Origin of the sequence: Enterococcus sp. E4-150 (assembly GCF_035726465.1) — a bacterium.
In the GTDB taxonomy this organism is placed as follows: Bacteria; Bacillota; Bacilli; order Lactobacillales; family Enterococcaceae; genus Enterococcus_B; species Enterococcus_B faecium.
Genome location: NZ_JAPRGK010000002.1, coordinates 235,265 through 261,184 on the forward strand (window position 1 = coordinate 235,265; position 25,920 = coordinate 261,184).

27 protein-coding genes and 1 other RNA gene are annotated in these 25,920 nt (G+C 36.7%); 6 read left to right on the plus strand and 22 right to left on the minus strand.

The window, feature by feature from the left end:
• Window positions 1-14 precede the first annotated feature (14 nt).
• Complete coding sequence (locus OZ002_RS03165; protein ID WP_325082855.1) at window positions 15-1,193, minus strand: class I SAM-dependent rRNA methyltransferase; 1,179 nt, start codon at window positions 1,191-1,193, stop codon at window positions 15-17.
• A 229-nt stretch (window positions 1,194-1,422) separates the two neighbouring features.
• Between OZ002_RS03165 and OZ002_RS03170 the strand changes: the two genes are divergently transcribed.
• The 3 genes from OZ002_RS03170 to OZ002_RS03180 all read left to right on the plus strand — a co-directional run bounded on the left by OZ002_RS03170 (window position 1,423) and on the right by OZ002_RS03180 (window position 4,990).
• The gene (locus OZ002_RS03170) at window positions 1,423-3,543 is read left to right on the plus strand and encodes an LTA synthase family protein (protein WP_325082857.1); all 2,121 of its coding nucleotides are present in this window, start codon (window positions 1,423-1,425) and stop codon (window positions 3,541-3,543) included.
• 222 nt (window positions 3,544-3,765) lie between these two features.
• Window positions 3,766-4,491: a hypothetical protein gene (locus OZ002_RS03175; RefSeq protein WP_002297641.1), complete on the plus strand. Its 726-nt coding sequence runs from the start codon at window positions 3,766-3,768 to the stop codon at window positions 4,489-4,491.
• Window positions 4,481-4,990 (plus strand): hypothetical protein, encoded by a 510-nt coding sequence (locus tag OZ002_RS03180; RefSeq protein ID WP_087625957.1) that lies wholly within the window; start codon window positions 4,481-4,483, stop codon window positions 4,988-4,990. Before OZ002_RS03175 ends, OZ002_RS03180 begins: the two co-directional genes overlap by 11 nt.
• 69 nt (window positions 4,991-5,059) lie before the next feature.
• Here OZ002_RS03180 and OZ002_RS03185 read toward each other — a convergent pair whose 3' ends face one another.
• The 3 genes from OZ002_RS03185 to OZ002_RS03195 are packed head-to-tail and all read right to left on the minus strand — an operon-like array spanning window position 5,060 to window position 7,555.
• Window positions 5,060-6,508, minus strand: a complete 1,449-nt coding sequence (locus OZ002_RS03185) for a sensor histidine kinase (protein ID WP_002302594.1) — start codon at window positions 6,506-6,508, stop codon at window positions 5,060-5,062.
• On the minus strand, window positions 6,508-7,224 hold the full coding sequence (locus OZ002_RS03190; protein ID WP_002293942.1) for a response regulator transcription factor: 717 nt from the start codon (window positions 7,222-7,224) through the stop codon (window positions 6,508-6,510). The genes OZ002_RS03185 and OZ002_RS03190 overlap by 1 nt, the downstream gene beginning before the upstream one ends.
• Entirely contained in the window at window positions 7,205-7,555 is a 351-nt protein-coding gene (locus tag OZ002_RS03195; RefSeq protein ID WP_002288595.1) for an SdpI family protein, read from the minus strand. The genes OZ002_RS03190 and OZ002_RS03195 overlap by 20 nt, the downstream gene beginning before the upstream one ends.
• Window positions 7,556-7,698: 143 nt before the next feature.
• On the opposite strand from OZ002_RS03195, the gene OZ002_RS03200 reads away from it, so the two are divergent.
• Both OZ002_RS03200 and ssrA read left to right on the plus strand, forming a co-directional pair.
• A complete protein-coding gene (locus tag OZ002_RS03200; protein ID WP_002288592.1) occupies window positions 7,699-8,472 on the plus strand; it encodes a Cof-type HAD-IIB family hydrolase in 774 nt (257 codons plus the stop codon).
• Window positions 8,473-8,643: 171 nt separating this feature from the next.
• Window positions 8,644-9,010: a transfer-messenger RNA gene (gene ssrA / locus OZ002_RS03205) on the plus strand.
• A gap of 413 nt (window positions 9,011-9,423) precedes the next feature.
• On the opposite strand, the gene OZ002_RS03210 is transcribed toward ssrA, so the two are convergent.
• Window positions 9,424-9,738, minus strand: coding sequence for a hypothetical protein (locus OZ002_RS03210; protein WP_113847328.1), 315 nt, complete (start codon window positions 9,736-9,738; stop codon window positions 9,424-9,426).
• 285 nt (window positions 9,739-10,023) lie between these two features.
• Between OZ002_RS03210 and OZ002_RS03215 the strand changes: the two genes are divergently transcribed.
• On the plus strand, window positions 10,024-10,263 hold the full coding sequence (locus OZ002_RS03215; RefSeq protein ID WP_087625960.1) for a hypothetical protein: 240 nt from the start codon (window positions 10,024-10,026) through the stop codon (window positions 10,261-10,263).
• Between the two features lie 361 nt (window positions 10,264-10,624).
• Here the strand turns inward: OZ002_RS03215 and OZ002_RS03220 are convergent, their stop codons facing one another.
• The 17 genes from OZ002_RS03220 to OZ002_RS03300 all read right to left on the minus strand — a co-directional run bounded on the left by OZ002_RS03220 (window position 10,625) and on the right by OZ002_RS03300 (window position 25,734).
• Window positions 10,625-10,885: a hypothetical protein gene (locus OZ002_RS03220; RefSeq protein ID WP_002289617.1), complete on the minus strand. Its 261-nt coding sequence runs from the start codon at window positions 10,883-10,885 to the stop codon at window positions 10,625-10,627.
• A 185-nt stretch (window positions 10,886-11,070) separates the two neighbouring features.
• A complete protein-coding gene (locus OZ002_RS03225; protein WP_113847327.1) occupies window positions 11,071-11,568 on the minus strand; it encodes a GAF domain-containing protein in 498 nt (165 codons plus the stop codon).
• 129 nt (window positions 11,569-11,697) lie between these two features.
• On the minus strand, window positions 11,698-12,408 hold the full coding sequence (budA, locus tag OZ002_RS03230; RefSeq protein ID WP_325082860.1) for an acetolactate decarboxylase: 711 nt from the start codon (window positions 12,406-12,408) through the stop codon (window positions 11,698-11,700).
• A 12-nt stretch (window positions 12,409-12,420) separates the two neighbouring features.
• Window positions 12,421-14,085, minus strand: a complete 1,665-nt coding sequence (gene alsS / locus OZ002_RS03235) for an acetolactate synthase AlsS (RefSeq protein WP_002319065.1) — start codon at window positions 14,083-14,085, stop codon at window positions 12,421-12,423.
• 211 nt (window positions 14,086-14,296) lie between these two features.
• On the minus strand, window positions 14,297-14,893 hold the full coding sequence (locus OZ002_RS03240) for a hypothetical protein (protein WP_002302581.1): 597 nt from the start codon (window positions 14,891-14,893) through the stop codon (window positions 14,297-14,299).
• Window positions 14,883-16,271 carry a HAMP domain-containing sensor histidine kinase gene (locus tag OZ002_RS03245; protein ID WP_227327122.1) on the minus strand — a complete coding sequence of 463 codons (1,389 nt, stop codon included), beginning with the start codon at window positions 16,269-16,271 and terminating at the stop codon, window positions 14,883-14,885. The genes OZ002_RS03240 and OZ002_RS03245 overlap by 11 nt, the downstream gene beginning before the upstream one ends.
• Entirely contained in the window at window positions 16,268-16,924 is a 657-nt protein-coding gene (locus tag OZ002_RS03250; RefSeq protein ID WP_002302578.1) for a response regulator transcription factor, read from the minus strand. Before OZ002_RS03250 ends, OZ002_RS03245 begins: the two co-directional genes overlap by 4 nt.
• Window positions 16,899-17,597: a DUF1361 domain-containing protein gene (locus OZ002_RS03255; protein WP_044144661.1), complete on the minus strand. Its 699-nt coding sequence runs from the start codon at window positions 17,595-17,597 to the stop codon at window positions 16,899-16,901. The genes OZ002_RS03250 and OZ002_RS03255 overlap by 26 nt, the downstream gene beginning before the upstream one ends.
• Before the next feature lie 22 nt (window positions 17,598-17,619).
• Entirely contained in the window at window positions 17,620-18,471 is an 852-nt protein-coding gene (locus tag OZ002_RS03260) for a polysaccharide deacetylase family protein (RefSeq protein ID WP_002331495.1), read from the minus strand.
• Between the two features lie 16 nt (window positions 18,472-18,487).
• Window positions 18,488-19,378, minus strand: coding sequence for an LCP family protein (locus tag OZ002_RS03265; RefSeq protein ID WP_044144662.1), 891 nt, complete (start codon window positions 19,376-19,378; stop codon window positions 18,488-18,490).
• A gap of 162 nt (window positions 19,379-19,540) precedes the next feature.
• Entirely contained in the window at window positions 19,541-20,428 is an 888-nt protein-coding gene (locus OZ002_RS03270; protein ID WP_142652855.1) for a polysaccharide deacetylase family protein, read from the minus strand.
• 364 nt (window positions 20,429-20,792) lie between these two features.
• The gene (locus OZ002_RS03275) at window positions 20,793-21,287 is read right to left on the minus strand and encodes a GNAT family N-acetyltransferase (protein WP_325082861.1); all 495 of its coding nucleotides are present in this window, start codon (window positions 21,285-21,287) and stop codon (window positions 20,793-20,795) included.
• Window positions 21,288-21,381: 94 nt separating this feature from the next.
• Window positions 21,382-22,197 (minus strand): PHP domain-containing protein, encoded by an 816-nt coding sequence (locus OZ002_RS03280; RefSeq protein WP_325082862.1) that lies wholly within the window; start codon window positions 22,195-22,197, stop codon window positions 21,382-21,384.
• Between the two features lie 26 nt (window positions 22,198-22,223).
• Window positions 22,224-23,111: a PhnE/PtxC family ABC transporter permease gene (locus OZ002_RS03285; protein ID WP_325082863.1), complete on the minus strand. Its 888-nt coding sequence runs from the start codon at window positions 23,109-23,111 to the stop codon at window positions 22,224-22,226.
• Window positions 23,111-23,908, minus strand: coding sequence for a phosphate/phosphonate ABC transporter permease (locus tag OZ002_RS03290; protein ID WP_002332494.1), 798 nt, complete (start codon window positions 23,906-23,908; stop codon window positions 23,111-23,113). Before OZ002_RS03290 ends, OZ002_RS03285 begins: the two co-directional genes overlap by 1 nt.
• Before the next feature lie 11 nt (window positions 23,909-23,919).
• Window positions 23,920-24,672, minus strand: coding sequence for a phosphonate ABC transporter ATP-binding protein (phnC, locus tag OZ002_RS03295; protein ID WP_002302937.1), 753 nt, complete (start codon window positions 24,670-24,672; stop codon window positions 23,920-23,922).
• A gap of 24 nt (window positions 24,673-24,696) precedes the next feature.
• On the minus strand, window positions 24,697-25,734 hold the full coding sequence (locus tag OZ002_RS03300; RefSeq protein WP_002306305.1) for a phosphate/phosphite/phosphonate ABC transporter substrate-binding protein: 1,038 nt from the start codon (window positions 25,732-25,734) through the stop codon (window positions 24,697-24,699).
• Window positions 25,735-25,920 lie beyond the last annotated feature (186 nt).

Consider the following 25,920-nt stretch of genomic DNA (forward strand, 5'->3'; position numbering starts at 1 on the left):
CTGCATCGCTCCTTCTAATGGTTATTTTTAATTTGATAAACAAACACTTTCAGATAATTGCCTTCTAAAAAGGTATCCGTCGTCTGGAAATCTTTTGGCAGACGATATAAAGCAAGTTGTTCAAAAGAAACATTTTTGGCATGGAATTCCTCTTCAATCATTGTTTGGAATTGTTCTATCGAGACATTCGCAGCATTTGTAGACGCAATAAGTATCCCGTCTTCTGCTAAAATATCCAGACTATCCTTGACCAGTTCCCCATAATCTTTTGCTACGCGAAAGACTTTTTTCTTATTTCTGGCAAAACTTGGTGGATCCAATACAATCATGTCATATAAAAATTGTTTTCTTTTGGCGTATTTGAAATACTCGAATACGTCCATAACAATGATTTTTTGCTGATCGACATCCAAACCATTCACTTCAAACTGTTCCTGTGTTTTTTTTAAACTGCGTTTTGCTAGATCGACACTTGTTGTTTCGATTGCCCCTCCCATTGCGGCAGCAACAGAAAAGGCGCCGGTATAACTAAACATGTTCAAAACTGTTTTCCCAGAAGCGAAACCTTCTGCTAATGATCCCCGTACTTCTTTTTGGTCTAAAAAGATCCCAGTCATTAATCCTTCATTTAAATAAACGGCAAATTTTACTCCGTTTTCTTTTACGATCAAGGGTTCCGGTGCCTCTTTTCCGTAAATGAACTGGCTCTCAGGCAGATTTACTGATTCAAATCGAATTTTCTCATAGCCTCCTACGATTTCCGGGTAGATTTCACGAAAAGCTTGAATCAATAATTCACGATGTGCATATAACGTTTCGTTATACCAAGAAAAAACAGCATAACCTGCATAATAATCAACAATCAGACCGCCGATCCCGTCTCCTTCTCCATTGAATATACGAAAAGCGGTAGTAGAATCATCTGAAAAAAAGAAAGTTCTTTTTTCTTTTGACTTCACAAAAAATTCTTCAAAAAAAGATTGATCAAATGGGATGTTCTGCTGGCTCAATACCCAACCGATTCCCTTATTCTGCTTTCCTAGATATCCTTTTGCGATAAATTGGTTTTGCGAATCAACTAATTCCACCCATTGCGTGGTTTCTTTTTGGGGATGAGCAAGGTCTTCTTTTTGGATCAGTGGATATCCTTTTTTCAATCGATTGCTTGCTCTTTTTTTTACTTGTACTTTCATTCCTTCACCTGCTTTAGCTTTCTCTTCCCAAGTATAACAAAAAACATAGGACTTGTCTTACTGCTCATTTTTTCATGAAGCTTAAAGAAAACCTTAATGAAACAGCATAAACTTCTGGTTTCAATTGACACTATATTGTCATACTAGTAAAATAAATGAGAATAAGTGAGCTGTGTAACATGGTTTCATGACACTTCTGTGATTAAGAAGTGCAGAAAGGAAGATTATCTTGAAATATATAAAAACACCTGCCTTTTTGAATAAGAGGCTCGGATTTTTTTCTTTACTAGTCGTTTTACTTTGGTTGAAAACGATTTTTGCCTATTTAGTTGATTTCCATCTCGGAATCGAAAGTGGCATTCAATACTTTATCTTGTTTATCAACCCTATTGCAACTACATTGTTATTACTTGGAATTGCTCTTTATATCAGACGCCCTAGAATTGCTTATATCACGATGATGGTCATTTATTTTCTTTTGACATTGCTTGTTTTTTCGAATGTCACTTATTATCGAGAATTCACGGACTTCATTACGATCAACACAATTTTAGGTGCTGGGAAAGTAGCGAGTGGTCTGGGAGAAAGTGCCATTCGACTGTTCCGCCCATATGATGTGATCTATTGGATCGATTTTATTATCTTGACTGTTCTGCTGATTGCCAAAAAAATCAAGTTGGACCCTCGCCCGATTCGAGCAAGAATGGCTTTTGCGATCTCTACATTAGCAGTTATGATTTTCTCAGGAAATCTTTTTATGGCGGAAGCTGATCGTCCAGAATTGCTGACTCGAACATTCTCTCGTGATTATTTGGTCAAATATCTTGGCTTGAATGCTTTCATGGTTTATGACGGTGTTCAAACTTACCAGACAAACCAAGTGAGGGCAGAAGCAAGTCCCAATGATATGAAAGAAGTAGAAAATTATGTAAAAGAACATTATGCAGTACCAAATGACGATTTGTTCGGGCTCGCTAAAGGAAAAAATGTGATTTATATCCATTTAGAAAGCTTCCAGCAATTCCTGATCGATTATAAATTGACAGATGAGAATGGTGTCCAGCATGAAGTTACACCTTTCATCAATAGTCTTTACCACAGCAACAGCACGTTCAGTTTTGACAACTTTTTCCATCAAGTAAAAGCAGGAAAAACAAGCGATGCGGAAACGCTGATGGAAAATTCATTGTTTGGCTTGAATCAAGGCTCCTTGTTCACACAATTAGGCGGAAAAAATACTTTCCAAGCTGCACCTGATATTTTAAGTCAAACACAAGGTTACACTAGTGCGGTATTCCATGGGAACGCTGGTACATTCTGGAATCGAAACGAGACCTATAAGAATTTAGGATATGATTATTTCTTTGATTCTTATTATTATGATGTTAATGATGACAATTCGTTCCAATACGGGTTGCATGATAAACCATTTTTCCAACAATCCGTACAATACTTGGAACGTCTGCAACAACCATTTTATTCAAAATTCATTGCTGTATCTAACCATTATCCTTATTCAAAATTCACCAATGACGAAGCAGGATTCCCGTTAGCCAATACAAATGATGAAACGATCAACGGTTACTTTGCGACAGCCAATTATTTAGATACCGCCGTACAAGAATTCTTCAATTATTTGAAAGAAAGCGGCTTGTATGATAATTCAGTCATCGTCCTTTACGGTGACCATTACGGTGTCTCGAATTCAAGAAATAAAAATCTAGCTGAATTAGTTGGAAAAACAAGTTCTACTTGGACAAACTACGACAATGCACAAATGCAGCGTGTCCCTTATATGATCCATATCCCTGGACAAACACAGGGCGGAATCAATCACACTTACGGCGGACAAGTTGATGCCTTGCCTACATTACTTCACTTACTAGGTGTAGATACAAAAAATTATATTCAGTTAGGACAAGATCTATTCTCGAAAGATCATGAACAGCTTGTTTCTTTCCGTGATGGTGATTTTGTTACACCAAAATATACTTACTACGGTGGTACGATCTATAGTAACGAAACTGGTGAAGCTATTACTGAACCTACTGAGGAAGTACAAAATGAAATTGATTCACTGAAAGAAAAAGTTGATAAACAGTTAGCTGTTTCTGACCAAATCAATAATGGTGATCTTCTTCGGTTCTATACGAATAGTGGATTAGACCCAATTGATACCAGTGATTATGACTACAAGAATGGCTTAGAGAAATTAAAAGAAGCTGAAAAATCTCTAGGTGACAAATCAACTAGTGTCTTTAGTCAACACAACGGACAATCAACTGTTGATCTTTATAAAACACAAACGTATCAAGAACTTCACGGAACGACCACAAGTTCTTCCGAATGATAAAATAAATTTAAAAGGAGCAGCGACAAAATTCTTGTCGCTGCTCCTTTTTTCGAATAAACAGTGTTGAAAAGCTTGCATCTACGGTAATAGAATAGGGCAGCTTCTTCACAACTTCTTGCTTTTTACAAAATATTTTCTGGTTTTAATTCGTGATTTCACTAAAGGAATTTCATACTTTATTCATATTCATTTTCTATACTTTTTATAGAGGTGAAAAGTATGAAAATAATCCGCTATGCTACTGCTCGATTAATTTATTACAAAAAGCAGACAATACTCTATTGTTTATTTTCAAGCTTTTCTGCTTTTTTATTGATAGCATGCCTGACTCTTTACCATTTGCAATCGGCTTTAGCCAATCAAGTCCAAGATCGGCTTTCATTTATTGGCGCTTCTGCATCTACAGAGCTTCTTCCGGCTTTAGAATTAGCTAGCCGATTTTATATAAAAGGCATATTCAGTTTATTTTTTCTATTTGCCTTCCTTTTTATCTTTTTCTTTTACTATTCAGTCAGGCAAAACAAGCAGGAATTGATCAATTGGCGCCTGACTGGTCTTTCTAAAACCAAATTATTCCTTTTTATTTTCTGGCAGCTGTTCTTTCCTCTCTTTCTTTGTTGTATCTTGGTTTTATTGTGGATCGTCAGCTTCCAGTCAGTTTATGAAGCGCTTCTTCAAAGGATCAATTTTCTTGTCTTAAAGACTACTGAACTGCCAGATATCCGTGATATCTTGACTTCGGTAAGCGGACTTACAATTCCGATGGATCAACAGACTTTTTTTACCATCGATTTCCAAAATGATCTTTTTTTCACAGATATACTTAAGGGATTTGCCCAAACTCTTATTGGGCTCAGTGGATGCTGTCTCATTCTTAGTCTATTCCCTTTCACTTTTTTTATCCATCATTTGCAAAGTAGGAGGCCTGGACGTAATGAAACCTGAATATTTGATTCATGCTGAACACTTGACCGTTATTTTGTGTCCTCTCGAAAAACAGCATAAAATATTGGAGCACTTGAAAAAAGAGGTTCTTGTTGCAAAACTGGATAATTTTGCGATCGTCCAAAAAAATTGGCCGATGTTTCCTTATCTGAATCTTAAAGACCATGTCCTGTTGGATGTACCGGAAAAAGAAATCAAACAAGATCGTTTGGCCTATCAAGAAAAACTTGATATCTCTCCTTCCTTGCTTAATTGTGCGGCAGCTGAGTTGACGTCTTTTGAAAAAGTAAAGCTGCAATTACTTCATGCCTTGCTTTCCAAGCGAAACAATATTGTTATTGAAGATACATTTGATGAACTTAGTGTATTGGAGATCCAAGAGCTACTCCACTTGCTTTCTTATTTAGCTCATGAAGAAAATCAAGGTATCTTACTCTTTACTCATGATGCTACTATTGCCCAAAGTCCTTATATTGATCGTTTAGAGCCCGCGGGCTAAATCAATCATTTTATAGTAAAAACAAGCGGTATAGAAGATCGATTCATGATCTTTTATACCGCTTGTTTTTTACTCTTCTTTGATTTCTACGTCAGGCAAACGAACAGTGAATTTTGTTCCTTTTCCTAGTTCGCTTTCTACTTCTAATTTTCCTTTATGCAAGCGTACAAGTTGCTGCACGATTGGTAAACCTAATCCTGATTCACCATATTTTGTATTTTTTCTTGAAGGATCTACTTTATAATAACGATCCCAGATACTTTTCATTTGTTGTTCAGACATTCCAATTCCCGTATCTTCAATCGTGATGATCGTTTCAAGATAGCCTTTTTCTAAAGTAATCGTGATTTGGCCGTTTTCAGTAAACTGTATCGCGTTTTGAATAATATTGACCATGATTTGGACAAATCGGTCATAATCAGCGTAAACATCAATATCATCAACGGCTTTCAATGTCAATGTATCTCCTGCTGCTTCTGCTTTAGCTTCTAACTGTGCAACAATATTTTTCAATGTTTCTGTTCCATTGAATTTTTTAATGACCATACTGATTTGATTCGTACGGATTTTTTCATAATCCAAGTTTTCATTCACCAAACGGATCAGACGCTCTGTTTCATTTTTCATCAATTTAATCGCGTTTTCTCGCTGATTTTCAGGGATTGCATTGTATTCTAACCCTTCCAGAAGTCCGTTGATTGTCGTAAGAGGTGTTCTCATCTCGTGAGAAGCATCTGCCATAAATTGTCTTCGACGATTTTCTTGTTCTTCAATTTCTGCTTGAGATTCTTTCAATGAATTCGTCATTTTATTGAAATCATCTGCTAACTCATCAAATTCATCTTTGTCATGTACGGGGAGCTGTACATCAAAATTACCATTCGTCACTTCTTTCGTCGCATTCCTTAACCGATTGATACGCTTAACTTGGAATGCTGCAAAAGCATAGCTGGCAATGACTGCAACGATACTGGAAAAAATAAATCCTTTGAACAGGTTCAGTGTAATTGGACGAACGCTGTTATCGATATTTCGCGCAGGTTGACTAACTACAAGTGCTCCATAGAATTCATGATTCAAATTAAATGGCACAAGTGCGTAAGAGGTCGCCTGTGCTTGTCCTAAAATATTTTTATTCGATGTGAATTTTTCTTGACGTCCATTCCTCAGATTTTTCCATTGATCAGCTGTTAAGGTAAAATTCAGTAAAGCTGTATTAGTCGGATAAATGACACGTTCGTTTTTATCGATAAATATAAAGTTCACATTTTGTTCTGTCAGTACTTGCTCTGTCAGCAGCAGTGCATTTTGAAACGCCTGATCTTGACTAAACTGCGGGAGCGTATCGGCATAGGTTTGCGTTGTCTTTTCAACTGATTCAGCATATCCAAACAGTTGCTGGTAATTGTTTTCTTCAATCGTTTGTTTTGTCAGTTGTGTAAAAGAAACTCCAACGATCAATAAGATCAACGCGACCATTCCGCAAAAAGCTAAGAGTTGCTGATACAAATAACGCATTAGGCAACACCAGAATCATCGAATTTGTAGCCGACTCCCCAAACAGTTTGGATGACTTGTGGTCCGACCTTTTCGATTTTTTGTCGTAATTTCTTGATATGGGCGTCCACTGTCCGTTCATCACCAAAGTACTGATAATCCCAGACTAATTCAAGCAGCTGCTCCCGAGAGAATACTTGACGTGGTTTTTTTGCTAAAGTAAACAATAGATCGAACTCTTTAGGCGTTAGTCCTTCAATTGGCCGGTTGTCCAGATACGCTTCTCGTGTTTTCGTATTCATCTTGAAATGACTAGTCTCGATATCAAAATGATCATCTGAAACTGCTGCTTCTTCTCTTGCTTCTGCCAACTCACTACGACGATGCAAAGCTTTCATTCGAGCAATAAGCGTCAGAGGACTGAAAGGTTTTGTGACATAATCATCTGCCCCCATCTCTAAGCCGATCACCTGATCACTTTCAGAATCTCTAGCTGTCAGCATGATAATCGGCACAGTACTTGAAACTTTGCGGATCTCTCTTCCTACTAGCATACCGTCCAGCGTGGGCAAATTCAGGTCTAGTGTAATCATATCCCAATGTTGTGGGTTTTCTAAAAAGGCATCGAGCCCTTCTTTTCCATCATACTTGAAAGTTGCTTCCCAACCTTCATTTAAGAAAAACATCTGCATCATTTCAGAAACAGATTGATTATCTTCAATCATTAAAATATTCATTATCGTTCCCTCCAGTTTCCAGGTCATATTTCTGTAATTTCTTTTCTGTCATAATAAAAATAGGCATAATTGGAAATACTAGCAAAAGCATTTCAATCAGAAAATAATTCGTATGCCCAGATGTCTTTAAATAATAGCCGATCAATGCCATCAGTAAGCCCATAAGAAAAAACCAGTTTCCGCTTGTCTTTTGAGCCAGCCGCCAATGAGCGTCTGTTTTTGCGGCAAGAGGCGAATGGTACCCATAAAAAGGCAGATTTCCTTTTGAGGGCAGAATCCGAAAAAGACTGCCAATTATTAAGAATAAGATACCAATACTGAAAAAAATCATTCTTTTCCTCCTAAATTCTCTTCTTATAGTATACTCTAAATTGTTGACTGAACCAATATGTTCAGGAATTCTTCACGAAAGGTTTGTCTTTTGTTCATTCTTTGTTAAGATAAACTTATTCCAATAAAAAAGGAGTTTTATTTGTGTCAAATTATCGTGCAATCACTTTCTTTGATCTTGATGGAACATTACTAGATGCGAAATCAAAAATCACACCCGAAGTGGCAAAAGCTATGAACGCATTAAAAGAAAACAATGTTCTCCCCGTCATCGCTACAGGACGTACAGAAGCAGAAATCCACTCTATCATGGAAGATGCGGGCATTACTTCTGCGGTCACCATGAATGGTTCTTTCATTCGAGTAGACGGCGAAGAAATCTATTCTCAAACATTTTCTTCAGAAGAATGTCAAAAAATGTATGATCATGTACAGTTGAACGGTCATGAACTTTCTTACTATAACGATCAGAAAATCTGGTGTACCGGTCATAGCCAAACAATGATCAATGCTTACGACTTCATTCATTCAGATGTTCCGGAAATTGATCCTTTAGGCTTTAAAGAAAACACAGTAAATATGTTGCTGATCTTATCTCAATCAGGTGACGAATACTATCACGAACATTTTCCTGAGCTAACTTTTTATCGGAATGGTCCTTACTCGATCGATACAGTGAAGAAAGGAATCTCAAAAGGGGCAGGTGTCAAACGTCTGCAAAAAGAACTTCAGCTGGAAAAAGTTCCTACTTTTGGATTTGGCGATGGTCCGAATGATTTTGCCTTGTTGGAAGCTTGCGACAACAAAATCGCTATGGGCAACGCCTATGACGGATTAAAAGAACTTTCTACCTTTATCACAAAGAAAAATACAGAAGGCGGAATTGTCCACGCATTGAAGTATTTTGATCTGATTTAAGATCTTTTTTTTGAAGCTACCTCTTTTCTTAAGAAAATCGCTTATTTTTTCTTAAGAAAGGGGCAGTTATTATATAAATAATGGGATATGATCCGCTTTTTTATTGAATTTATCCCAATATATGCTATACTAATTTTGTATGAAAAATACACGTAACCCTTGTTAGCTAACGGGGACGTTACGGATTCGACAGGCACAGTCGAGCTTGAATTGCGTTTCGTAGGTTACGTCTACGTAAAAACGTTACAGTTAAATATAACTGCTAAAAACGAAAACAACTCTTACGCTTTAGCTGCCTAAAAACAGTTAGCGTAGATCCTCTCGGCATCGCCCATGTGCTCGAGTAAGGGTCCTAACTTTAGTGGGATACGTTTCAACTTTCCGTCTGTAAGTTGAAAAAGAGAACATCAGACTAGCGATACAGAATGCCTGTCACTCGGCAAGCTGTAAAGCGAAACCTTAAATGAGTTGACTATGAACGTAGATTTTTAAGTGGCGATGTGTTTGGACGCGGGTTCGACTCCCGCCGTCTCCATTGTGAGATTTCACCAGATTTTGCTAGATGCTTAAATCCTTATTTTATAAGGGTTTGAGCATTTTTTATTTTTGCTGATTTTCGTTAAATGAATGAAAATGGCATTCAAAAAAACACATTTTTTAATATAAATTACTTCCTCCATATTATCAACGCTATTCCTACTTCACAAAAATACTAGTTCGTATATCCTTTTTGAGGTGAACATTAAGTTAATGAAAGGTAAAACATAGTTATGGTTTAAGTATGTTCATTCAAATAAGTTTTTCAATTATAAACTCTAGAAAAATTAATTCATCCTAACATAAAATAATTGTTCACTCAAAAGTTTTTCTAGAACAATTAAAACAGCAGGCTTCACATTCGCTATACATTTGTAAGAAGTAATAATTCCTGTACTAAAAGGCATAATTGCTTTAATTATTTTTTGACTTCTCTTCAAACACAAGAAGTAGTTGTGTAATAATTGCAGAAATAAGGATTCCAATAATAGATATAAAATTTGACATGGAAACGTCTATAACATTAAAAGAATAAAGTGTTGAAGAAAGTAAACTGATTGAAATAACCCCTCCGTAAAAAATAGTCTGTGAATATACCCACTTTTTTTCAGAAGACGTACTTCGTTTGGTTCTAAAACCTATCCCTGCATTTCTACTCTTATCAAAAAACCGAATATTTAGAAGTAATAATATTGCTATTATTAAGATAAAATTACTGTAAAAATCCAAAAGCTATCCTCCTAGCAACTATTTAAATACCCAAAAAAATTACCTCTAGATAATATCATACCTACGTTTTCACTTATAAATTTTTTCATAAAAAAAGCGTTTAGAAGCATAATCGTTAATACAGATGGTAACCAATGTATCTGGTTTGAACTGGGATATCACCCTCTCCATATATGTATTACTAAGACTAATAGATACTATAAAAGACTTGATAGTTTTGCATTGATTTTGCCTAATACTGAGCATAGGTGTATGCTAAACGATACTATAAGGAGTGTGTACATAATGAAAAGAATTCTGTTTATCAGTTTATCAAATTTATTGTTACTTACTGCTTGTGGGACTTCTGCATCAAAGAACATACCTTCAGATACGCAAATTTCGAATAGTATCGATTCAACAATTTCTACAAATGAGAAAAATTCTCCGGTAGAAACTTCCGATATAAAAGTTTCTACCTTTGCAAAAAACAGGGTAAAGAAACTGTCAGCACGTCTCCTTTATTTCAAACAAACTCTGAATTAGCTTCTTCATCTTCTTCAGCAAATAATGATGATAGTTTCGCGTTTACTCCTAACTAAATGCAACCTTTACAAATGCTTTACGATAACAAGCCTGAGCTAAATGATCCTGATATCAGTTTTGCATTTTTTGAAATGATTGGATCGGATGATCTTTTTAAAACTACTAGTTTGTCTATCCGAAAATAGGACAGTTCTGGCAGTATAGGTTTTTATCGAGTTTCTCCACCAGGCCTCGTTACAGAAACAGATTCTCTAGGCGAACCTTTTGAATAAATCAAAAATCATGAACAATCACTGCCAACTAAATAAAGTGCCTTCAAAAGCTTGGTCTTCTCGCTTTTGAAGGCACTTTATTTAAATCTTTATGAAACTAAAGTATGTTCATATTTGTTGCTATAGTTATATAGATATTCTGTTGTTTCCAACTCATAAACGTGAGTATATTTTGCCACTACTTTTCCGCATTTTTCTAATATTTCATTGCGATCGACGTCATGATATTCGTCTACGCAGATCACAACACAATTTTCTAATTTACTGATTACTTCTCCAACCACTTTTTGTTTCAAGCCAATAGGTTGGCAAATATATTTTTTTCCTAAAATGATAGTTTCGTTATTCATATTTCATCCACCCTTAATGTGTTTTTCATTATTTAAAATGATAATACCATTAAAATATGATTATGAAAACCAATAACACTTGTGATTTTATAAAAAAATAAAAGAACCGAAAAACAGAAATGCCCACTGTCTTTCCGGCTCTTTTTATTCTTGATTTCTCTTCTTTTTTGTTTCAATAGACGATTTTAGTTATTAATAAATGAAAAAGCATTTATATTAAAACTTGCTAATAAAAGATCTACATATTTTTCTAGAAATGCTTGATCGATTTCATCATACCCTTTCGTTACTCCGCAATCGATATCTAAAACACCGATTAAATTACCTTCTTTTACCATTGGCACTACGATTTCTGATTGTGCGGCTGAATCGCAGGAAATGTAATTTGCATGGGTTTTGACATCATCAACGATCAATGTTTCTTGTTTTTCAGCTGATTCTCCACAAACTCCTTTTCCCATCTTGATACGTGTGCAAGAAACTCGCCCTTGGAACGGTCCTAAAATCAATTCATTACCATCGAATAAATAATATCCTGCAAAGACAGTCTCAGGCAAAGTCTCATTCAACAATGCAGATGAATTTGCTAAATTTGCTAACCAGTTATCTTCTGCTTCTAATAATCCTTGTTGCTGTAATAATAAAATTTCGTATGCATCTTTTTTCTGTTTTTCTGTCCACATGATAAAAACCGCTCCTTTTTGATCTATGGAGAAGATTATAGCTCAGTTTTTTTGTAAACGCTAGGTTTCCTCCTCAAAAAAACGAGATACGTCAGGTTGATCACCTTGAACGCATCTCGCTGTCTTTTTCTATTCTGCTTGTTGGATTTCTGCTGCTAAATCAGCATAATCAATCGTTTCGTGAACAAAAGTCGGATCATCAACTGGAAAATGCTGTCCAAGGGACGAGATGCGGCTAATCTCAACTTTTCCTTCAGCCACTTCAAAATCCATTACATGTCCGCCAAATGTATGTGTATCATCGATAAAATGCAGGTGAAATCCCGCTGCAGCAACTCCTTGGAATAATTCAGGCGTAAAGAACCCGACTAATGTTCCTTGGACATTGCTTTGTTGGAATTCTGGTTGAGACTCTGAAATTTTTGCTAGTCTTCTGTAAGGTTTTTCTTGCTTCGGCATGATACGGATGTGCATATTTTTGAATAATCCAGTTATCTTCACTGCCAAAAATAGGTTTTCCCCGGCTTCTCTTACTAATATGTCTTTTTTCAATTGTTCTCCATCTGCAGTTTTTGAGACAGAAAAACTAGTATCTGGCGTAAAATCTGTAATTGCTGCATAGGGGGTAAGTTCACTTCCATCTAATTGGGCAACTGAGCCATCTGATCTTCCTTGATAAGCTACGCCATCTAAAAAGATGACTTCACCATCAAGTCCATGCAATGTTCCCAATCCCAGAGTTCCTTTTTTCAATATATGAGCAATCGTTTCTGTTCCATCCATCAAGCCGGCCATTAAAGCCCCTAACGTTCCGTGCTGGTATAAGATTTTTTCAGTCATGTCGACACTTCCTTAATAGAATTGATCTGGTAAGATTGTTTCTCCCAATTTCTCATTATCACGGTAATCAATCGGAATATCAATAATTACGGGTCCTTCTGTCGCAAATCCTTCTTCTAAAGCTTTTTCTAATTCCTCTACACTTGTAGCTCGGATTCCTTTAGCACCAAAAGCTTCTGCATATTTCACAAAATCAACTGGACCAAAGTCTACACCTGATGCACGCTGATATTTCATCTTTTCTTGGAACTCTACCATATTGTAGTGTCCGTCATTCCAAATCAAATGAACGATATTCAATTTTTTACGTACAGCCGTTTCCAAATCTTGTGCAGAGAATAAAAATCCCCCGTCACCGGAAACTGATACGATTTGTGTATTTGGACGCACCAATGCAGCAGAAATCGCCCATGGCAATGCAACACCAAGCGTTTGCATACCATTACTGAATAACAAATGACGAGGTTCATAACTTCTAAAGTGGCGTGCCATCCAAATATAATGACTACCTACATCTACGGTAACAGTCATATCATCTGTTACTTTTGACTGAAGCGTGTTAATGACTTCTAAAGGATGCAAGATACCTGCTTCTCCTTTTGATTGAACAATGTCCCGCTCCGTTAATTTTGCTTGAAGAGATGTTAAATATTCTTTTGCATCTTCTGACACTTGTTGAGGCTCTAATGAACCTGTCAATAAATCAAGAGTGGCTGAGATATCACCGATCAATTCTCTTTCAGGTTGCATAAAAGGATCGATTTCAGCTGGCGCTTCATCGATCACAATGATCCGCGCATCTTTTTCCGCATTCCAGTTTCTTGCTTCGTATTCGATTGGATCATAACCAATTGCGATGACTAGGTCGCTTCGTTTCAAAAGCATATCGCCTGGTTGATTTCTAAACAATCCCACTCGACCAAAGAAATGCGCTTCTAATTCACGTGAAATCACTCCTGCTGCTTGGAATGTCTCTACAACAGGCAATGCTGTCTTTTCAACTAATTGCCGGATAGCTAATGTTTCTTTTTCACTTGATCCTCGCATACCTACTAATAATACCGGTAGTTTTGCTTCCCTGATGCGTTCAGCTAGGTAACGGATATCATCTGCAGAAGCAGAACCTAATTTAGGATCGCTCAATGGCTTGATGACATTACCTTGGACAGGTGCATCCACTACATCTTGCGGGATACTGATAAAGCTCGCGCCTTTTTTTGAACTCTTAGCCATACGATAAGCATTGGCAATCACTTCTGAAATTGTTTCTGGATCTTGGATTTCTGCACTGTATTTTGTGATTGGCTGGAACAGTGCTGCATTATCCATGCTTTGATGGGTCAACTTCAATAGATCGCTTCGTTTTACTTGTCCGGCAATTGCTAAAACTGGGTCACCTTCTGCTGTCGCTGTTACCAAACCTGTAGCTAAGTTACTAGCACCAGGACCACTTGTTGCGATAACTACTCCTGGCTCTCCTGTAATACGTCCGATTGCTTGTGCCATAAATGCAGCATTTTGTTCGTGACGAGTCACGATTAATTCAGGACCTTGATCCTCTAATTCATTAAATACACCATCGATTTTTGCACCTGGTATACCGAATACATAATCAACGTGATGATTAATCAAACTTTCTACTACAGATTTCGAACCTTGTTTCATTTTTTCAGCCATTGAACATCGTCCTTTTTATGGTTTATTTTTAATTATTAGTTAGAAATAATCACAAATAAGTGATACAGTTTCTAAACCTGTTTCATTCAGAAGTATAGCACGTTTTATTTCATTTGTTTAGCCATATGTTTCAAAAAATGAAAAAGAATGACAGTTTTTACATAAAAAACTGTCATTCTTAATTGAAAATTTCAACCAATTTCACAAAAGGTCATATATAATTCAGCAACAATCGTGTCTCATCAATCAGAAAGTTTAATTTCTGTCCATTTTTCAAAGTGACAGTAATCATCTCACCATCTTCTTCGATTTTATCTGCTTTTAGAGGAAGATAGTTCAAGTAATCATCTATAATTTGTTTTTTCCCCCGGTTATTTTGATCTTCATCAAAATAAGATAACCGTACAACTTTTTTGTTCGTTTCATCAATGATTGCCGTTCCGTAGCCTGTTTGCGTGAGGAATTCCATTTGCCAAAATACGCTGTCCTCTGAGATCAAAACTTCATAGTCTTGAACAATTACTGGCTCTTTTGGCATGGATAGCTTTTGAAATAGCTGATTTAATTCCTCTCGCAGCCGATTGACCATATCTAATTGGCTCTGATCTGATTCTTCCATAATAGAAAAAGATTGGGCTTGGCTCATTGCTGTTTCGATAGAGGGAGAAGAAGCTGAACTTAAAGAAGAGATATCTACTGTTCTTTGTTCTTTTGCAGTAATACTACTCGCTAAAATATCTGGTAAAAAAAACAATCCTGCACTGAATACCAGAAAGAAAGCAGAAAGAAGATATAATTTAATTTTCATCTGTTTCCCCTCCTAAAGCAAAATCGATCGTGATCATTGTCCCTGAGTCTAGCGTACTTTCTATGTCAAAAGAACTATTATGCAATTCGGTTATTTTCTTTACCAAAGCTAATCCAAGTCCTAAATGTTTCGTTGTCCTTGAAGGATTTCCTGTAAAAAATTCATCTGTTACTTTAGACAAATTTTCTGCTGGTATCCCTCTCCCATTATCGGAAAACTGCAGAATATAACGCTTTTCTTTCTTTATTCCTTTGACCACTAATTTTCCATCTTCTGCTATAGCTTCTAATGAATTCGCCAGAATATTCATTGCTAGTAACTTGAAAAGATTGATGTCTAGCAAAATATTGGCAGGTTCTAGTTCGATGGTATAAGTAAATCCTTGTTTCATTCCTTTAAGAAACTTGTTTAGATCATTGCTGATCATGCTGGTCGATATTTCTTCAAGAGAGACATTTGTTCTTTCCAGTTCTATCAATTTCAAAATATCATTGGACAAATGTTTTAGCCGGTTGCTTTCTTCAAGGATATAATCGACAGATTCTTCGGCTGATTGGTCCAATTTTTCCCATTTCAGCATTTGAGCATAGCCAATAATGGAAGTCAGCGGCGTTCGAATCTCGTGAGAAAAGCTAGAAACAAATAAATCTTGCTTTTCCTTTGCCTGACGGAGAGTTTCTAAATCGTGGTTCAATTTATCAGCCATATTGTTCAAACTGTTCCCTAATTTCCCAATTTCGTCTTGAGTATTGACTATTGCCCGTTCTTTCGTCTTACCTTCTGTGATATGCTGGGCTACAGAAATCAGCTGATTGATAGGCTTCAAGATCATGCTTGTTAGAAAATAAGTGACGGGAATGATAGCCAAAAGCAAAAAGAGTAAAATCAGCCGAAAATAGACAAGGGAATCTTTCGCGATTTCTTCATAGTTCTTTGCTTGATGGTAAGTAGCTAAACGATAGGTAGTGTCGGGTATCTTTGAAGTCGAATAAAGTATCTTTTTGTTTTTAACAGTAACCATATCACTGATTTCTACAATACGATTAGACAACTCTTTTGGAGAATCGTATTTTTCAAACAAAGTAGGCTTTGTACTAAAAACCGTTTTACCTTTTTTGTCTAGAATCTCAAATTCTCCGATTTTGGCTGCAGCTACGAATTCACCATTTTTTCTCATTTCATCTGTTGTTTCATCTCCGTCTGTTTTCGTCGACAAAAGCAGTAAGAGATTTTTCTGCTGGTTGACCAGCACTTCTTTTTCTTGAGAAACTGTGCGCTGGTAAATCGCATGCAGTGTAAAACCACTGACCACCAAATAAATGAGTAAAAAGAAGAATAATAATGAAAAGAAAACTTTGCTCGTATATTTCAAGTTCACCCCTCCAATAGGTAACCTACACCATAAATCGTACGCAAGTCCTGTCCTAATTGCAATTTATTTCTGATTCGTTGGATGTGTAAATCAAGCGTTCTGGAGTTGGGTTCTTCTTCCCTTCCCCAGATTTTTTGATAGATTTTTTCTCTTGGCAAAATAATTGCTTTATTTCTAATTAAGTAAAGAAGTAATTCATATTCTTTAGGAGTCAAAGAAACAGCTTGATTTCTTGCAGTGACGGCTCTTGTTTTTTCATTGATTTCGATATACTTCCATTTCAATAATTTATTTGAGCTAGATTTTCCGTTTCTTCGAAGAACAACTTCCACCCGTGCCAGCAATTCTTCTAGATCAAATGGCTTTGTTATATAATCTTCAGCTCCTGACCTTAATCCGCTCACTCGGTCGGAAATCTGGTCTTTGGCTGTCAAGAAAATAACGGGGAGATCATACTCACGCATATACGCAAATACTTCATAACCATCGATTTCAGGAAGCATGATATCCAACAACGCCAAATCAAATTCCTGCTGCTCGATGATATCTGCCGCTTCCTTTCCTGTGAATACTGAATAGACCGTATAGCCATTTTTTTCTAATGTACGAACTAAAAGTTTATTGATTGCAAGATTATCTTCTACTACTAGTATCTTCATACAGATCCTCACCTTCTGCCAATAGAGCAAATTTTATCCCTAACTTATAAATATACACGAATATCAGTGAAAAGAAAAAGATGAGTACGATCAATAAAAAAGATGGACTGTCTATCCTGGTAAATGCTTCGATCAATCTCATGAGCGTTTCTTTGCTGTCGGTGAAGACGTCTGTACTGTTCAATCTTAAAAAGCGACCGAAGTAAATCCCTATGGCGTTGATAAACAAGATGATGCTGACAACTAACCATTGATAGACGCCTATTCCGATTTTTTTGACGATTATATCGGTAACTATCCATAAGCTTTCACAACCCAAAAATGTGGTTGGAAAGACAGAAAGAACGACTAGCAACAATTTATACCAGATTTCCATCTCCATACTTATCATCATAGTTGATGGATCATAAGGTGAAAGCAAAGACAGATGGAATAAATCGGTGAACAAATAAAAGTTATTGGGAAAAAACAGTAACCAGAATAAGATCAGCATGAGAGAGACTAATTTGGATCTGCTGGATTTTATCCACATCGCTAATTCAATCGGGATATATGCCAGAATCGTATTAGTAAAAAATAAATAAAAAACACTTTTTTCATAAAAAGAAAGATAAAGAACGAGCAGCAACAAAATGTAATATCCTCTAATAAAATACATCTGCTTTTGAATCATTGGACATCTCTCCTTTTTTAAACTAAACGGGTCGGTGATCATTGCGCCCATAATAATTTTCTGCTTTTGATGGATTATCTAATAAATCGCTGATGGTCGTAAAAGTGTATCCTTCTCTTTTTAATTCATCAATCAGCACAGGAACAGCATCTACGGTCTCAGGATAGATATCATGTAGTAAGATAATTGCACCGTCATATACTGTGCTTTTTACTTGCTGCAGAATTTTTTCCTTTTGTCTAGATTGCCAATCTTTCGAGTCAACAGACCATTCGATCATTGGGCGATTAATGATTCCTGCTCCTTTTTTTGTGATAGAGCCATACGGAGGTCGGACATATGCTGGCTTTTTACCGATTGCTTTCAAAATAGCGTTATCTGTTTGAGTAATTTCAGCACTGATTTCCTGGTCAGATAGACCTGCTAAATCTTTATGTGAAAATGTATGGCTGCCGATTTGATGACCATCTTGTACCTCTTTTTTCAAAAGTTGTTCGTTCTGGGAAACATTTTCTCCTAGAACAAAAAAAGTGGCATGTATATCTTTTTGTTTTAAAACTTCTAAAAGTTTCGGCGTTGTGGACGGATTAGGCCCGTCATCAAAGGTAAGAGCAATGGTCTTTGATGATTTCATTGTATCTTCCGTTTCTTTATTTTTTTCATTTTTTGTTTGCTGTTCCTTTGTGGTGATCGTTGGACTGGTAGAATTTTGTATTTCTGTTTGCTCTTGTTTCCTGGAGCTTTCAGTATTTTCTATTGTTTTGTCTTCGTTCGTTGAGGGCGTGAAGACTCTGTCTGCCATATAGACGCTTCCCCCTGTGATCCCTATTAGAAGGATGATTATTCCAAAGGCTATCAAACTTTTTTTAATCATATTCCTCTCTCCTGCTTTACTGTAATTGCTGACTGATTCGTTTGATTTCTGCATCAGTCATTTTTTGGTAAGATATGCCGTCAATTATTTCTTCTTCCCCTTTTAATTGATCCGTACTCATTTTAAATTTGTTATTCTTCGTTATATATAATTTCAGCAATTCTCCCAAAGGTAAATTGGTTTTCATATTGTTGCCTAAAACATTGATGATTTTGTCTACTTTAGGTATGGATTCCAGAGTCAATAGCTTCTGCATAATCGCTTTGATCACTTTTTGCTGTCGAATTTGTCTCCCATAGTCACCATTAGGATCGTCATATCTCATTCTTGACCAGGCAAGTGCTTCTTCTGGAGATAACGTAAGGGAGCCTTTTGGGAAATCATAGTGATCAAAGCTGAAAGCAAAATCATTGACCACTTCAATATCGCCAACGATACTTAGAATACTCTCCAGCCCTTTCATATTCATTGCCATGTAGTAGGGAATAGTAGTATCAAGCATACTCTCTGTCGTTTGAATAGCAGTTTGTTCCCCTCCGTAAGCATAAGCGGCATTCAATTTGTCAAATCTGTTTTGTCCTGCGATTTGAACATAGGTATCTCGCTCTAGACTAATCAATTTTATTGCTTCATTTTTCAGATCAACATGAGCAGCAATCATTGAATCCGATCTTCCTCGTTCCGTCCTTCCAAATTCTCCAGTATCTACACCTAATAGCAGTACATTGAACTGATCGGGTAATTGTGTGTCTGTATCGGCTGAATATTTCACATTCATGTTGGCGGCTGTTTTTTTTGAAACCTCAGACAGGTTTTGCAATTTCATATATTCGCTTACACCATAAGCACCCGCTGCTATAATAAACATCAATAGAAAAATAGATATGATTTTTAACGTTTTATACATTTATCTTCTCCTCCTTTGCTGTTAAGGATAGAAGCAAAATCTATCTGATTTGTATCTAAATACCATACTTTAGAGAAATTAAAAAAAGGTTGTGCCAAAATTCTTGTCACAACCTCTTGATAAACGGTATTCCAAAAGTAGCTTTTTCGAAAAATAATTTATTTACTGAACTGGTCGATGATCGTTTCTGCCATAGTAGTTCTCTACAGCCGTTGGATACCCTAATAAATCGCCAACTGTCGTGATGCGATAGCCTTGCTCTTTTAGATAATCGATCACTTGAGGAACGGCACGAATCGTTTCAGGATAGATATCATGGAATAAAATAATTGACCCATCGTATACTGTTGCTTGGATCTTCTGCAAAATCAAATCAGGATTCCTTGTCTTCCAATCTTCTGAATCAACAGACCATTCGATGATCGGTCGCTGGATGATCGTTGCTCCTACATTCGTGACAGAACCATAGGGCGGACGAACAAAAGCGGGGGTTTTGCCAGTGACTTTTTTGATCTCAGTGTCTGCTTTCGTCACTTCCTCCGTCATCGACTGGGCAGAAAGAGTGGCCAGATTCTGATGATCGTATGTGTGATTGCCAATCTCGTGGCCTGCTTCAGCTGTCTGCTTCACGATTTCAGGATGTTGCGCCGTATTTTCTCCTAAGACGAAAAAAGTGGCATGCACGTTTTTTTCTTTTAAGATTCGCAGAAGCTGCGGCGTTGTGGTCGCTCCTGGTCCATCATCAAAGCTGATTGCGACGCTTTTGACAGTCGGGTCTTGGATTGCTTCTGTACTGTCTTGTGTTGATTGTGATGACTGACTTTGTACCTTTTCCGCTGATTCTTGAATGGCTTCTTTGACGTTAGCTGTTTCAGTTGATTGGCTTTTAATGGTTGATTGTTCTGATTGTTTGAAAGATTGTGACGAATGCTCCGAAGAGTGTGTTTGCCCTTTTACTTCGGTGATCAAGGAGGCCACCGAAGTAACTTCGAAAAATAAAATACCTAGCAAAACAATAAGCCCAATAACTAAAAAAGACTGTTTTGACATACACATTCTTCCTTTAATTCTTATTTTTGCAGAATTCTCAAGAAACAAATTTTTTGCTACTTTATAATTACTTTATTATCACTTTATTGTTATATTATCGTCAGTTAGTTCAAAATCAGCGTTCGATAATACTCAGTCTAAAATAAAGGGCTAACATTTCTTTAGAAATTTCTGCTATTTCTCATTGATACTAGGATAAATGATAAATGAATGGCATATGAGATAAAAATGATTTTTTTACTGTTATTTGATTAATTAATATGATAATTAAAAAAATTCATCCTCACTTTACTCTTTTCAATTGAAACATTCTATGATAATGACCGCTTCCAAGTGTAAAAACACTTGAAAGCGGTCATTATTATTATTCGTAAGATTTTCCTAAAATAGTTAAATCAGTCAACAGATCATCCATGTTTGCAACTTTAGGTAAATGCCCCCACTGCTCAAATCCGTTTTTTCGGAATAGGTTGATGCTCGCTTGATTGGTAGCAAACACAAAAGCTAAAAGTGTATCGATCTTACAATCTAAAAGTTGAGATTCAGCAAATGATAATGCTTTTTGTCCTAATCCATGTTTTCGGTAATTTGAATCAATATAAATACTTATCTCTGCAGTTTTTGCATAAGCTGGTCTCCCGTAAAAATCGCTAAGACTCACCCATCCTGCGATATTTTGATCGATCTTCATAACCCACATCGGGCGTTCTTTTGATTGATGGGCATCAAACCATGCCTTTTTCGATTCTATTGTAACTGGTTCTAAATCAGCTGTAGATAAGCGAGTTGGAATCGCTTGATTGTAAATTTCCACGATTCTAGGCAAATCCTGGATCTGTGATAAAGAAAAGTTGATCATCGTTCACAATCCCCTCATACGTAATTGAGGTTATTATATCATTATCTATAGTTGCTGCAATCATTTTTTCATTTTTCTGAAACAGGTAGTTTATTCAATTATAGAGTAGTTGATCGGGAAATTCTCGCGCATCTGTGATCAATGTTCTGCCAAATCCTGTAGTCCCTCTTATTCCATGAAAATCAGAACCGCTAAAACAAGAAAAATGATATGTTTTGATGAGATCTGAAAGGATCTTAAGGTCTCTTATACGATGAGCTGGATGATACTTCTCCAAACCATCAATCCCGAATGAAGCGAGTTCTGGGATTAAATCATAGTTATCAAATTTTCCTGGACAGGCTAGAACAGTCAATCCACCACCGTATTTGATTGCCTCTATGGCATCATATACATTTATTTTTTTTCGATTATCAGAAACTTCTTCTGCTGTCATAAGTTTTTGATAAAACGTATGGTCCATCTGTGTACCATAGCCTCTTTTTTTCAATAAACGATATAAATGACAGGGATAAAGTGCAGTTGCCTTCTCTGCTTCCTTCCAAAGTTCCTCTTCCTTCAGATGATAACCTTCTGCCTGCAGTTTTTTTAACTTAAATAAAGTTTGATTGGTTTGAAAATGAAGTAACGGTCTGCACAACTGCTTGATATAGCTCCGATTTGAAAGATTATATCCCAATATGCGGACATGTTTTTGTCTTTTCAAGTCAAAAGCACTAATTTCGATTCCTTCGATCAAATTAACAGGCGACTCAAAGAATACTTCTTTTACTGCTTCTATCCCTGCGAATGTATGATGATCCACGATTGCTAAATGGTTTATTTCTTGAGCTGTCGCTAAAGACAAAAGTTCTTTTGGATGAAAAAAACCATTCGAATAGCAGCTATGCACATGTAAGTCTGCCTTCATTCCCGTTCTCCTCTTTCTATAAAATTTTATGTTTTGACAATATATTTTTCTTTTAATTTCAAAGAAATAAATTCTAACAGTACAGCAATCGTCAAGATCATATAGACCATCACGCCGATTTCTCGAAAATCAAAATAAAAGTTACTAGCCATCGTCAACTGAAAGCCTAATCCTCCTGCACCAGCTGCAGCTCCTACCGCAATCGCATTTGTAAAATTGATTTCAAACCGAATGAATGTCCAAGAAAGCAATGTCGTGAAACAATGAGGGAGAACACTTTGAAAAACAATCTGCCACCAGCTCGCTCCACACGCTTTCAAACTTTCGATCATGCCAGACTCCATTTCTTCAATACTTTCAGAATAAACTTTTGTCAAATAAGCAATGCTGTGAAAAGACATCCCGATAATTGCAGCATTCGCTCCTAATCCGATCAAAATAGAAAAAATCATGACCCATAAAATCGTGGGAACTGCTCGAATAAAAGACATCAGCCCTCTTATCGTATTGGAAAGAAAGCCACTGCTTAAGTTTCGGGAAGCTAACAGGCTAAGAAAGAAAGCAAGAAAAGCACCAATCACAGTTGTTAAAACAGAGAGACCAATCGTTATATCAAGACTTTCTACTAAAGAAAACGTCGTAAATCTTCCAGATAACTGCGGACGCAAGAAAATATTGAACATATTGGAGAAAAAAGCAGAAACTGCTTCTGTTAACTTGACATTCCCGTAATCCATCGTGATCACAGTGTATGCACAAACCAAACATAAAAGTAGCAGCATGAGCCTTACAATGATCCGTTCTTGACGCCATAGTTTAACTTTTACCCTCTGATTTCTTTTCCTGAATGCCACCTTTGAATAAGAGGTTGGATTAAGTATGGCATTCGTTTCATTTGTCTGATAATCCATCATCAGCGGATCATCCTCCTTACTGTATTCGAAATTGCCTCCAGTGAGATAACTGCAATAATGACAGTCAGCGTAATCATACCGACCACATCGTATTGGAATTTTTTGTAATAAAAGTCAAATAAAAAACCAATACCAGTCCCTGTCAGTATCCCGACTAGCGTAGCATCACGAATATTATTTTCTATTAGAAAAAGAAGCCAGCTAAGGAGCTGATTCAAACACATCGGCAAAACACCTTGCCAAATGATTTGCAAATAGGAAGCTCCAGATGCCATCATCGCTTCAATGACGCTGCCAGATACTTCATCGATTGTTTCCATGAATGAACGGGTCAAATAACCAAATGTCGTAAAAGTAATCGCCAAATATCCGGTAAACTCGTTTTGTTTGAAACTTAACAACAAGATTATTGCCCATACAACAATAGGGACATTTCTGAAAAAACTCGCCATGCCTCTAGCGATCACTTTTGTGAAACGATTCAAACCGATTTCTCTTGATCCAATCACAGCTGCTATCAAGGCAAAAATAGCACCTGATGTCGTAGCAGTCACTGCCATCAGTATCGTCTGGACGAGTCTAGATATGATGATCGATAAATAGGCTAGGGAATCACTTGTCGGAATAAAGTTGGAGAATAGCCAGAAAAAACTTTTTGGCACAGCAGAAAAAGCTGCTCCTGCCCGAAATCCAACGCCATGTGCTGAAATAAAATAAAGAAAAGCAATCAGCAAAATATAAAACAAGCGATATCTTTTTTGTTGTCTGAAAAATTTTTCTGCCTCTATTTTTTCCATTCTCTCATCCTTTACACTAATAATTTTTTAGATTGATAGATCGTTTCTATTTTTTCTTTTGTCAACTCGTATGGCCTTCCCTCAAATACGATCTTTCCGCTATTCACTCCAATGATCCTATCGGAATAATCGATGGCTGTTTCCACTTGATGCAAGTTGACAAGGCAAGTAATCGCCAATTCATTGGTTATTCTTTTTAAGTAATCCATGATCGTTTTAGCAGATTTTGGATCAAGAGAAGCTATTGGTTCATCACATAAGATGAGTGCCGGATTTTGCATGAGTGCTCTGGCGATTCCGACCCGCTGCTTTTGTCCACCACTTAATTCGTCACATCGAGTGTACGCAAATGCCGAAAGATCCACCTTTTCTATAAGATCAAAAGCCTGTTCTTTTTCTTCTTCTCGATAAAGACCAGCAGCTCCACTGAGTGTTGTTTTATAACCCAAACAGCCATGCAGTACATTTTCGATTACGGTAAGGCGACTGACAAGATTATAATGCTGAAAAATCATACCAATACGTCTTCTTTTCTTTCGCAGTTCTTTTCTTTTCAGTTCATTCATTTCTCTATCCTCAAATCGAATCGTACCACTATCTGCTTCGATTAATCGGTTGATCGTACGCAAGATGGTTGATTTTCCCGCCCCAGACGGCCCGATGATCGAAACAAATTCTCCTTTTTCAAGTGAAAATGAAATATCCTGCAATGCTTGATTTCCGTTTGGATAGGTTTTCGTGATGTTTTTTACTTCTAATAGCATTTGGCTTTCCTTTCCAGTCTTTTCTTATTTGTTCATTTCTTTTATCTCATCATAAAAGTCATCTGAGACTTCCACATACCGCTCATTTCCTTCTTTTGTGAACATACCTGGGACATCAGCATCTTTTGGTGCAAAAATAGCTTTATTTTCAGCTGTACTATCAGCAGTCATTCCTTTGATGATCTTATCAATATCTGCTTCAGACAACGTCTGTTTGTTTGCTGCAATTGGTCCATTCAAGACCGGTATGGAAAGAATAACTTGTGCTTGTTCCCCTCGTACCGTGTCAAAAGGAGCTTGAGCATCTTTTTTTACTTCGTAAATGACTCCTGCCTTGTTTTCTTCTCCTTGGATCACATCAAAATATTGCGGCATATTCATAAAAGCAGCTACATCCGCGTCGCCTTTTAATAAATTGATCATGGATCCTTGATGAGACCCGCCAAACAACACTTTTTCAAAGAATAGACCATCCATGATAAGATCATCTGTATTCTTTAAATCAAAATGTTCAGCGATTTTGTTGCTCGGTACAGTAAAACCAGAAGTTGAGGTATTCGTGACGAAAGAAATCGTTTTGTCTTTGATTGGATCAATCGTATAGCCACCTGTTTCTTCATACTCTTTGCTGTTTTCTGGTTTCACCGCTAAAAAGCTGTAATATAACGCATCTTCCAGCGTTCCGCTTGGCCCAGAATTGGTCAATATGGCTTCTACTTGCTCATTTTTCTTGTTTGCTTCGATATAGCCTTCTGCACCCATATAAGCTAAGTCTACTTGTCCATTTGCAATAGATTCCACGACCACGTTGTAATCTGTACTTGTCACTAATTCAACTTTCTTATCTGTAGCTTTTTCAACCACCGCTTTTACCGCTTCTCTTGCCGGTTCAAACTCTGCAGCAGATTCATTAGGGTAAAAGGCAATTTTGATCGTATCAGAGGATTGGTTTTGATTACCACTTACTGTCTGATTGGACGAACGACAACCTGCTAATACCATTAGAGTTGCTATTAATACTATACTCACCATCGTTTTTTCTATTTTTTTCAACTCAAACATATCTTAGCTCCTTTTATTTATTTGCTACATCTTTAGTGTACCCTCTATTTGTAAAGTTCTAATTTGTATCTTTCTTAATTCAAATAAAGATTGTAAAAACTATGTAAATTCGTGATTTCTCTATTCCAAAAGTTTATCTAAGCAGGAACAAGGTTCTTTGTCTCTTTTCAGCTAGCTAGATCTAAA